At 63.8% G+C, this 8,979-nt stretch carries 18 protein-coding genes and 1 pseudogene; 7 read left to right on the forward strand and 12 right to left on the reverse strand.

From position 1 onward, the window contains the following. Nucleotides 1–240: 240 nt before the first annotated feature. From IPL75_13785 to IPL75_13805, 5 genes are read right to left on the reverse strand one after another with little or no spacing between them, the layout of a single operon-like run. Nucleotides 241–435: a hypothetical protein gene (locus IPL75_13785; GenBank protein MBK9241293.1), complete on the reverse strand. Its 195-nt coding sequence runs from the start codon at nucleotides 433–435 to the stop codon at nucleotides 241–243. 20 nt (nucleotides 436–455) lie between these two features. Then, nucleotides 456–1,241 carry a hypothetical protein gene (locus IPL75_13790; protein MBK9241294.1) on the reverse strand — a complete coding sequence of 262 codons (786 nt, stop codon included), beginning with the start codon at nucleotides 1,239–1,241 and terminating at the stop codon, nucleotides 456–458. Next, nucleotides 1,153–2,625 carry a DUF5107 domain-containing protein gene (locus IPL75_13795; GenBank protein MBK9241295.1) on the reverse strand — a complete coding sequence of 491 codons (1,473 nt, stop codon included), beginning with the start codon at nucleotides 2,623–2,625 and terminating at the stop codon, nucleotides 1,153–1,155. The genes IPL75_13790 and IPL75_13795 overlap by 89 nt, the downstream gene beginning before the upstream one ends. 54 nt (nucleotides 2,626–2,679) lie before the next feature. Next, nucleotides 2,680–3,054 (reverse strand): DUF5107 domain-containing protein, encoded by a 375-nt coding sequence (locus IPL75_13800; protein MBK9241296.1) that lies wholly within the window; start codon nucleotides 3,052–3,054, stop codon nucleotides 2,680–2,682. Continuing rightward, entirely contained in the window at nucleotides 3,008–3,256 is a 249-nt protein-coding gene (locus tag IPL75_13805; GenBank protein ID MBK9241297.1) for a hypothetical protein, read from the reverse strand. The genes IPL75_13800 and IPL75_13805 overlap by 47 nt, the downstream gene beginning before the upstream one ends. Before the next feature lie 264 nt (nucleotides 3,257–3,520). Between IPL75_13805 and IPL75_13810 the strand changes: the two genes are divergently transcribed. The 7 genes and pseudogenes from IPL75_13810 to IPL75_13840 all read left to right on the forward strand — a co-directional run bounded on the left by IPL75_13810 (nucleotide 3,521) and on the right by IPL75_13840 (nucleotide 5,880). Beyond that, nucleotides 3,521–3,802, forward strand: coding sequence for a DUF481 domain-containing protein (locus tag IPL75_13810; GenBank protein MBK9241298.1), 282 nt, complete (start codon nucleotides 3,521–3,523; stop codon nucleotides 3,800–3,802). Further along, nucleotides 3,715–4,032: a DUF481 domain-containing protein gene (locus tag IPL75_13815; protein MBK9241299.1), complete on the forward strand. Its 318-nt coding sequence runs from the start codon at nucleotides 3,715–3,717 to the stop codon at nucleotides 4,030–4,032. Before IPL75_13810 ends, IPL75_13815 begins: the two co-directional genes overlap by 88 nt. 146 nt (nucleotides 4,033–4,178) lie before the next feature. Beyond that, nucleotides 4,179–4,604, forward strand: a pseudogene (mscL, locus tag IPL75_13820) (large-conductance mechanosensitive channel protein MscL). 50 nt (nucleotides 4,605–4,654) lie between these two features. Beyond that, on the forward strand, nucleotides 4,655–4,966 hold the full coding sequence (locus IPL75_13825) for a hypothetical protein (protein ID MBK9241300.1): 312 nt from the start codon (nucleotides 4,655–4,657) through the stop codon (nucleotides 4,964–4,966). 3 nt (nucleotides 4,967–4,969) lie between these two features. Further along, on the forward strand, nucleotides 4,970–5,044 hold the full coding sequence (locus tag IPL75_13830; GenBank protein MBK9241301.1) for a LysM peptidoglycan-binding domain-containing protein: 75 nt from the start codon (nucleotides 4,970–4,972) through the stop codon (nucleotides 5,042–5,044). Continuing rightward, nucleotides 5,041–5,586: a DUF937 domain-containing protein gene (locus IPL75_13835; GenBank protein ID MBK9241302.1), complete on the forward strand. Its 546-nt coding sequence runs from the start codon at nucleotides 5,041–5,043 to the stop codon at nucleotides 5,584–5,586. The genes IPL75_13830 and IPL75_13835 overlap by 4 nt, the downstream gene beginning before the upstream one ends. Nucleotides 5,587–5,619: 33 nt before the next feature. Further along, a complete protein-coding gene (locus IPL75_13840; GenBank protein ID MBK9241303.1) occupies nucleotides 5,620–5,880 on the forward strand; it encodes a GlsB/YeaQ/YmgE family stress response membrane protein in 261 nt (86 codons plus the stop codon). On the opposite strand, the gene IPL75_13845 is transcribed toward IPL75_13840, so the two are convergent. The 7 genes from IPL75_13845 to IPL75_13875 form a co-directional block, all read right to left on the reverse strand. Beyond that, on the reverse strand, nucleotides 5,877–6,329 hold the full coding sequence (locus tag IPL75_13845) for a mechanosensitive ion channel (GenBank protein MBK9241304.1): 453 nt from the start codon (nucleotides 6,327–6,329) through the stop codon (nucleotides 5,877–5,879). The genes IPL75_13840 and IPL75_13845 overlap by 4 nt on opposite strands. A 189-nt stretch (nucleotides 6,330–6,518) precedes the next feature. Then, the gene (locus IPL75_13850) at nucleotides 6,519–6,707 is read right to left on the reverse strand and encodes a hypothetical protein (GenBank protein ID MBK9241305.1); all 189 of its coding nucleotides are present in this window, start codon (nucleotides 6,705–6,707) and stop codon (nucleotides 6,519–6,521) included. Further along, nucleotides 6,704–7,333 carry an RNA polymerase sigma factor gene (locus IPL75_13855; GenBank protein MBK9241306.1) on the reverse strand — a complete coding sequence of 210 codons (630 nt, stop codon included), beginning with the start codon at nucleotides 7,331–7,333 and terminating at the stop codon, nucleotides 6,704–6,706. The genes IPL75_13850 and IPL75_13855 overlap by 4 nt, the downstream gene beginning before the upstream one ends. A gap of 38 nt (nucleotides 7,334–7,371) precedes the next feature. Beyond that, complete coding sequence (locus tag IPL75_13860; protein MBK9241307.1) at nucleotides 7,372–8,145, reverse strand: M20/M25/M40 family metallo-hydrolase; 774 nt, start codon at nucleotides 8,143–8,145, stop codon at nucleotides 7,372–7,374. Between the two features lie 113 nt (nucleotides 8,146–8,258). After that, a complete protein-coding gene (locus IPL75_13865; GenBank protein ID MBK9241308.1) occupies nucleotides 8,259–8,582 on the reverse strand; it encodes a hypothetical protein in 324 nt (107 codons plus the stop codon). After that, nucleotides 8,549–8,767, reverse strand: coding sequence for a hypothetical protein (locus IPL75_13870; GenBank protein ID MBK9241309.1), 219 nt, complete (start codon nucleotides 8,765–8,767; stop codon nucleotides 8,549–8,551). The genes IPL75_13865 and IPL75_13870 overlap by 34 nt, the downstream gene beginning before the upstream one ends. 30 nt (nucleotides 8,768–8,797) lie before the next feature. Then, nucleotides 8,798–8,965 carry a hypothetical protein gene (locus tag IPL75_13875; GenBank protein ID MBK9241310.1) on the reverse strand — a complete coding sequence of 56 codons (168 nt, stop codon included), beginning with the start codon at nucleotides 8,963–8,965 and terminating at the stop codon, nucleotides 8,798–8,800. Nucleotides 8,966–8,979 lie beyond the last annotated feature (14 nt).

The raw sequence follows: 8,979 nt of genomic DNA on the forward strand, positions 1-8,979 counted from the left end.
GCCGGCCCCAAGCGAGGCCGCCTCAACCTCAACAACCGCACGGTGATTGCCCCACGACTCACCTTCGAGCCCGCGGCGGTACGGCGTCCAGTTTCTGGTTCGCAGGTCACGCCATCGACCACATTCGAGATGGCCGGCGCGCGATGGAGGTCGTACAAATGGGGGCTCAGTCGCCCAGACCACGGCGGCCCAGGGACACAGTTCCCACGGCCAAAGCCGAGCGCGGCCCAACGGACGACGCTACCGAACGGGGAGTGCAAGCGCGCGAGCGAGAAGGATGGCATCAAGGTCTCCAGAGACGGGCATCTGTCCCAACGACTTCTGCGCGGCCAGTGCCAGCAGTTCGAGGGAGCTCCCGCCACCACCGCCCGTCGCGGCGATGACAGCTTCGAATTGGGATTGTGCTTCGGCGGTCAGACCTTGTCGTTGCGCCACGCGACCGAGCAGGAACCTGATCAGCCGCCCTCAGGTCGTAGGGCTTGCCCCCGCCAAGGCGCTCGGGCCACTCGAGGGCCGAGGTCAAATTGCGTCGTCAGCGTCTGCCCATCGGCCGGCGTTGTAGCTGGCCAGCGCAGCAGCCATACGCCCGCACGCACATCTGATGCGTTTCGCGCGAGTGCCTGAGGCAACACACGCGTGACGTTCAGCAATCGCAAGCGCCTCAGTCGGGCGCTCGAGGGACAACAGCGAGAGCGCACATGGAGCAGGGCCAGGTTGAAGTCTTTGGGAAACTGCTGTCGGGCGCGGGCTGAGGCGGCCAAGGCATCTGACCATCTGGCCTGCTTCTGGTAGTGCTGGATCAAGGGGATTCGGACGGTGCGATCGGTGCCGGCCAGTGTCTCGGCGCGTTTGAGGTCTGGCTCCGGATCCCCACCGGCCTTCTCAACGAGGTGTGCGCGGGAGACGTAGAATGCGGCCGCATCAGGAGTGTTGCCGAGGGGCGTCAGCAGGCGTTCCGGCTTCGGCAGCCGGTCAAACGCCCACAGATTGAGCGCCCGCAGATAGGTCCAGCTCCAGTGATTGTTCTGCTGCGCCGCCCAGGTCAGGACGGGCAGTGTTTCGAGCCGGTACGGAAATACCAGTGAGACATCCGCGGCGCCCAGGGCCGAGGCGTCTTTCTGGAGATAGGCCAGCCACGCGCGCAGCAACGGATTACGCATCTTCGCCGTGGCCGCCTCGAGGAGGTTGATGGCATCCGCGGCCTGACCGCGATTCGCGTACCCGATCGCCAACTCCAGCACAGACCTGATCCGGGAACTCGCTGCGCAAACCGTTCAGGAACGCCGCAGAAGTGCCCGCGCCAGGCTTGGACAGATAGGCTTCCGCCCGCACGAAGTGGTGCAGGGGATCGAACTCGATCAATTGCGCAGCCGCCGTCGAGGCCTGCGTCGCGTTGCCCGTCTTGCGGCCCACCAGCGCGAGGATCTGCCACGCGGACAAATTCAACCGGTTGTAGTCGATCGCGATGCGCGCGTACCGGTCGGCCTCGCTCAGGTCGCTGCGAACCAGAGCCAGGTCGGCCAGTTGCACATTCGCCGCCGATCGGTACGCCAGCGCACGCGCGGCCCAGCCAAACGGCTCGCGTGCATCCGCGGTCTTTGCGAGCGCGCGATACAGGTTGCCGGCGACGAAGTTCGCCTCGGCATCATACGCGTCAAGGCGCAAAGCTCGAACCACCTGCACAAGGCCTGCATCGACCGCGCGCCGGTACTCAAGGTCTCCCATGGCAAGCAGGGCCCCGCGATGCCACGGACTCTTAACCAGGGCCTCGTCGAGCATCGGTCTCGCCTGCTCATACCGCCTGCCCTGAATAAGTTCCTTCGCCTCAAAGACCAGCCGGTCGGCTTCAGGGATTGACGCCACGGCAGCGGCATCCGTTTCGAACGGACGCGCAAGCGTCCGTTCAGCCGGGTCGGACGAATAGTCCACGCCCAGGCCGCGCAGTTCCACACGATACGGCGCGCCCGCCGCATGGGGCACGCTTCTTGTGAACGGCTCGAGCGCCGCCAACCTCACTGGTTGTTCCAGCACCAGTGTGCCGCCCGACCACACCCGCAGCGTATCGGAGGCCTGTCCGAACGCATTGACGCCAATCTGCAACTGACCGCCGGCCTCTCGCACCGAGATCGCGGCATCACGCGAGGCATCCGTCAATCCGCCGAGACCTTCCAGCGGAAACCAGGTCTCTGTCCACCGATCCGTCGCAAAGGGATCGAAACCTGCCTGCGTGATCGGATTGACGTGCGCATCCGGCGTGAACTGCACCAGCAACCGTCCGGCCTGATACTCCACATATTGGCCGTCGGTGTCGGTCAGCAGGTCTTCCCAGATGCCACCCGCGCGCGAGAGTGCCCACAGCCATAACTTCTGCCCGGGCATCTCTTCGTGCCTGGCCCAGTGGCCGAATCCGTACTGGGCGTCGCGATAATAACCGCCGAACAAGTCCTTGAGTTCACCAACCACGTGAAAGGACTTGTTGGACCCGAAAGTGTTGTTCTTGTAGACCGGCAGGAACCGATCCTGTGCATCGCGGGGCCACGATTCGCGCGCGCCCGGATGCGTCAGATACGCATTGCCTGGGATGGACATCTCCAGATCGTCTTTCGCGAACGCCGCGGCCGTCATCCAGTTGTAATACGGCTGCTCGATCGCTGTCCCGTTGTGCCCAGCACGTTCGTTTCAAACGATGCCTTGTCGGCCGGCAGCCGGATCTCCACCGCCACTCCGTGCGCGAGGGCAGGTCCATCGTGCCGACGATGCAGCTGACGCTTCCATCGGGGTTCTGCTTGAGCACGTAATCCACCGGGAGTGGCCGTGGCGGGCGTGTGGGCCTATGACGCCAAAGTTAAACTCGATGCCGCCAGAGGTCCACGGTCCGCGCAGGGCGATATTGCGGAACTTGACGACCTCGTTTCGATAGATGAATTCGTGCCCGGTCTTTTTGACGCGTGCACCCCAGACCTTGCCGCCGATCTCGGGCAGCACAAACACTTCCACCAGGTCGTTCTCAAGCGTCACGACCTTCCACTCCACGCGGCGTGCCTTCGTGTTCATACCCTTCAAACGCGTGGTACGGATACAACCTGGTGTCCTTCACCAGAATCGGCACCGGGTTGGGTTCCGAAAACCCATAGGTCTTGATGGGTTGGACGCCCTCAGAAATTCGCGCGGCCTTGACGGGCTGTGCGGTGCGAACGGGCGCCACTGCCACAACCGCAGCGGCCAGTAACAACGGCAGCCAGCATCGACGGACCATGGCGGGTATCTTACTCCTCGGGGCGCCTGACCTCCGGCCAGAGCCCTCCCGACAGCCCATTGAAACCGGGCGGGGGTGGCTCGGTGTCCGTAGTGCCCCACGCGGCCATGTGACTTTCCGGGAGAATCCGGGTCTAGGTGGGGATGGACAAGTTGATGGAACGGCCTCTGGGTGATCGCGTGCGTGGGTGTGCCCCACGGCTGCATTGGCCCAACCGGCAGGGGCGCCTCAATCCCGCCACCGGTGTGGGTAGGGTCGGCCGGCGTGGGCCTGTCGCTCACAAATGGGAACAGCGACACGCTGAACTACAACCTCACGTTCGACATCACACGGACGCCCAAAGCGCGCAACGTGATTGAGTTGAAAGCGCTGTATCTCAAGGGTGAACAGAACGGCGCCGTCGCTGTCGACCGTAAATCGTCTGGCTGGACTGCGAGACCATTACTCGGTTTCGAACCGTGTCCGTGTTCGGCCAGGTGGATTACCTTCGCGACACGTTCAAGCGAATCGATTACCTGGTGGCGCCCGCTGTCGGCGCGGGACTGAAGGTGATCGACACCGAGACCACACAATTTTCAGCCGACGCCGGCATCGGCATCATCTTTGAGAAGACTCCGGGCGTCGCGGCCCGCACTAACGCGGCAATCACCGCCAGTGAAAAACTGACGCACCAACTGACTCCACGGCGTCAATCACGCACGGGGCCTCCGCGCTCTGGAAGGCCGACGACCTGTCGGATGGCCTCACAGTGTCTGTGGGGCTCACAACAAAGGTAGCCGAGCGCCTGCAGCTCTCTTTGAATCTGCTGGACACGTTCAAGAGCAAGCCGCCCACAGGGACCAAACGGAACGACGTCGCGTTTGTTTGCCGCCATCACCGTCAAGTTCTGGCCCCACACCCGGACACAGAGAGCGCACTCATCATGTTGAAGGAACTCAAGGAATTCGCCATGCGCGGCAACGTCGTGGATGGCCGTTGGCATCGTCATCGGCGTCGCGTTCGGCGCCATCGTGACCAGTTTTGTCGGAGACGTGCTCATGCCCGTGATTGGCCTGATGCTGGGCGGCGCCGACTTCTCGGACAAGTTCGTGATGCTCAGGAGGGCGCGACTCCCGGGACCCTACGCCACACTGGCCGCCGCCAAGCTGCCGCAGGCGCGGTGACCCGGCCTTGGCGTTCTGATCAACACCATCGTGAACTTCCTGATCGTCGCCTTTGCCTTGTTCATGGTCGTCAAGGGATGAACGCCACCAAGAAGAAGGAAGCGGAAGCGCCGGCCGTGCCGGCCGCGCCAACGGCGGAAGCCTTGTTACTGATTGAAATCCGGGACCTGCTGGCGCGGCGATAGTGCCGGCGCCGGCAGCAGAGAGCACAACGGTCGATTCGCGAGAGGTGAGTATGGGATTGAGAGACATGTACGCGTATGCCATTCAGACCGCCAAGGGGAAGTTCGACGGCAACGCCGAGGAACGCGGCGGGAAGTTGCACTTCAAGGGAAGCGTGGCGACCGAGGCCGAGAAGAACGAGATCTGGACGGCCATCAAGACCATCCCCACGTGGCAGAACGACATCGTGGCGGATATCGTCGTGCGGCCCGCAGCAGCTGGAACTGCGAGTTCGGCCCCTGCGGCCCGAACCTACACGGTGAAACCTGGCGATACCCTCGGAAGATCGCCAGGAGTTGCTCGGCAATGCGGGAGCCTACCATGAAAGATCTTCGAGGCGAATCAGGATCAACTGACGAATCCTGACAAGATCAAACCCGGACAGGTGCTGCGCATTCCATGAACATCCTCGAGATGATTCTCAACGGGACGAACGGTTCAGTGGTGCGTGACGCCGGCAAAGCCGTCGGTCTGTCGCCTGAGGACGCCGGTTCGGCTTTGTCGGCGCTGGTGCCGGCTCTGACGGCGCGACTGCATGCCAACGCCATGCAGCCTGGCGGACTCGAGGCCCTGCTCGGTTCGCTCAGAAGCGGAGGCCACAGCCGATACATCGACGACTCGTCGGTCCTCGGGCAGTCCGAAACCGTGGCCGACGGCAGCGCAATCCTTGGACACATCCTGGGGAGCAAGGACGCCAGCCGCGCGGTGGCCAGCCAAGCGGTGACGCAGACTGGACTGAGCGCCGACGTGTTGAAGAAGTTGCTCCCCATCGCGGCCACGCTGGTCATGGGGTCGTTAGCCCGGCATCAGGCCGGTTCTCTGAACAGCTTCACCGGGGGCGGCGGCCTTCTTGGGGTGCTGACCCCGATGCTCGACCAGAATGGCGACGGGTCCGTGGTTGACGATGTTATGAACAGAGTTGGAAAGATGTTCGGCAGCCGCTAGGCTGCCGAACCTGGACTTCACCTGGAGGGCAGCATGCTTGGCATTCTTGGATGGGCTGTGTTCGGCTTGATCGTCGGGGCGCTGGCGAAACTCGCCATGCCTGGCCGCGACCCTGGCGGCCTGTTGGTCACGATGGCCCTGGGCATCGCCGGGGCGGTGGTGGCGGGGTTCCTCGGACGGGCGCTGGGATGGTATGAATCCGGCCAGGCCGCGGGCTTCATCACGGCGACGCTGGGTGCCGCGCTCATCCTGTTCGTGTACCGGCGCCTGGTCGCAAAAACGCCAGCGGCTTAGTGACGAATCGTCTCGTCGAGGAACGCGGTGTTGGCCACGACGACCACGCCCGACGTTTGCTCAATGATGGTCTGCGTCGGCGTGATGGCCTTGAGAACACCGCGCTCGCCTCGAATCTCGACGGGGTCTCCCGCGGTGAAGATCTTGCGCGCGTAGAATCCCGCCAGCAGGTTGCGGGTGATGTCGCGGCTGCCCAGGCCCACCGAGAGGCCGAAGGCCAGCGCCAGCCCGGACAACGTGCAGACAGTCACGATGCGCACCATCTCGGTGTCGAACCGCAACTGCCCGATGGCCATGACGCCGACAATGAACAGGATGAGTCCCGACACGAGGCTTCCGAGCGGCTTCGCAAACTCGATCCCGGATTCCTCGGCGGATTGCGCGACAGTTCGGCCCGCGAACTGGCTCACCGACGTGCCGACCACCATCAGCAGGACGGCAGCGACCACGCTGGAGTAGGTAGCCGAACATGGCGGCGATCCCATCCGAGATCGCCATCAGTCCGAAGTTGTCGGCAGCCGTGCGGGCGAACAACAGGAGCAACATGAAGTAGGCCAGGCGCGGCAGCGCCACGTTCAGCGATTGGCGAATGCCGACCCGCTGCAGCATTTTGTCAACGCGGTTCCATCCGGGCGTCACTACATCCGCCGCTTGCCCCGGAAGAGTTCGAACGGCGCTCGAAGCAACTCCAGCAGCATCATGATCGGGGCCGTCCACGCCAGGCCCACAAACTCACCAGCCAACGCACGCCGCTCAATGCGGCCGCGCACTTTTGCGACCAGGAAGCGATCGTCGACGGCCAGGGCGAGGTCTTTCAACTCCGTCACCGGCTCGCCCGGTTCGGTGTCGTCGACTTGGTCGCCCCATCTACGCCCCTGGCTCCCGGGCGGCGTCGGCAAACCGCCTGACAGTCCTCTCGCGCGCGCTTGATCCGCATTTTGACCGCCGAGAGGCCGAGGCCGAGCTCGGCAGCGATATCCTCATACGACAGGCCGTCCCCATCCCGCAGCATCAACGGAATCCGGAGCGTATCCGACATCGCGTCGAGAACGCTCATGAGCCGATCATGTTCGGCAGCCGCCTGCAGTGCGGCATGAGCGCTTGGCGGCGTGTGCATCGCCCGGTGGCCCTCCCCCGCGTCTTCAATATCGATCATGACCGTCCCTTGAATCCTGCGCAGGTGATTCAGGCAGTGATTCACCTTGATTCGCTTCAGCCACGTCCGGAACTGCGCCCGTCCCTCGAATCGCCTCAACCCGAAAAACGCCTTGACGAACACTTCTTGCGCTAAGTCCTCGGCGTCGGCCGCCGATCTGGTAATCACCCGGCAATTGGCGACGACAAAGCCCTGGTGCCGCCGAATCAGCTCTTCAAACGGACGGGTATCGCCACCGCCTTCGACGCGCGCCTGGTTCACCAGCTGGTCGTCAGATTCGTGATCGAGCGAGTCCATTCAGGCTCCTTACTATGGACCACCAAGACGCCAAAATGTCACATCGATTCCCTCTGTTCGTCACGTCGTCGCGATGAGCGACTCGGTAACAATCCACTGCGCGGAACTCCGCGGATCGAGATGCTCCTCATCGGTGTGCGCCACGGTGATGGAACCAGGCCCAGCAGCATCGGCGTGCCCCACGCGTCAAGAAACGGTACGTCCGTGGTGTAGGCAAACACTGCGGTCTCGAAACCCGGCACCGTGTGCAAACGCACCGGCGGCACCACCAACACGTCGTCAATCACTGCGCACGAGCCGATGGCGTCCTCCAGTTGGTCGCGCACCTCACGATAGTCACCAACAGTCCGGAACATCAGCTCCGCGCCCGCACTGGGAGGGATCACGTTTGGCGCCACTCCGCCGGACATGAGGCCTACGGAGTAGTTGGTGCGGCCCAGCAAGGCGTCTGCCGGCCATTCCACTTCGCGCAGAGACACCAGCGCGTCGAGCATCTTCTCGATCGCGGATTCACCAAGCTCCGGGAGGCTCGAGTGCGCTGCGCGGCCGGTGGCCGTCAATCGCGCGCGATAGACGCCTTTGGTCGCGAGGCCGAGGCGATTGTCGGTCGGCTCACCATTGATGAGCCACTGCGACGCGTTCGGCCACAGGTTCGCGGCCCTGGCCCCGTCGCTGCCGCGCTCTTCACCCGCGACAAACAACAAGCCGATGTCCGTACGACCTGCGGCCCGTGCCCGCTCGGCCGCCGCCACCTGCGCGGCCAGGATGCCTTTGGCATCACACGCGCCGCGCCCGTACAGCCTGCTGCCCACAAGGCGACTGGGGAATAACGGCGGCAATCGAAGTGGAAGGACAACACGACGCGGGCCTCTCGGCGGCGGTGCACCCTGCAATCACGTTGCAGCGTCCGACCGCAAGCGGTTGCTCATCCACGAGCCACCCACGCTCGCTGGCGTTTCGCGAAAGGAACGCAGGACACGGCTTGCCCGCGCCCTGTCGTCGTGCCGGCGGCGATCACGGCTCGCTGCTTGATCACCGCGCCTTCATAAATCCCCGTATTGCCACCCACAAGCACGTCGTCTTCCACAATCACCGGCATCGCGCCCACGGGCTCGATGACTCCACCAATTTGCGCGGCCGCGCTCACGTGCACGCGCGCCCCAATCTGGGCGCACGATCCCACCAGCGCATGCAGATCGATGAGCGTGCCCTCGCCTACATACGCCCGATGTTGATGCCATCGGCGCATACAGACGACGGTGCGCGCCACGTAGGCGCCCGCCGAATGGTGGACCCGCCGGGAACGATGCGGATGCCATCACCGGAAGTGCAGGCTCCCAGCGCGGCATCGTGTCCTTTTTTTTTTTTTTTTTTTTCATCGAAAAACGGCCACTTGCCGTGATCAGGCCGATGAGGCGTCCACCGTGTCGCCAAACCGGAAAGTCCAGCAGGATGCCCTGCGCTTCACCCACACGTGACGCGCCAGCCTGTCGGCGACGCGCGATCGGGCTCAGCGGCGCGAATGTCACCGGTATTGAGGCCGCTCTGCAATCCGAAGAACGCTCTCCATGGCGGCATCTTTGTCAGCCGTTGCTGCCGGCCGCGAACAAGCGCGGCGATGGTGGCTTCCAAGCGACGTCACGCAG

It is taken from the genome of Acidobacteriota bacterium (genome assembly GCA_016716905.1).
Lineage (GTDB): Bacteria > Acidobacteriota > Vicinamibacteria > Vicinamibacterales > SCN-69-37 > SYFT01.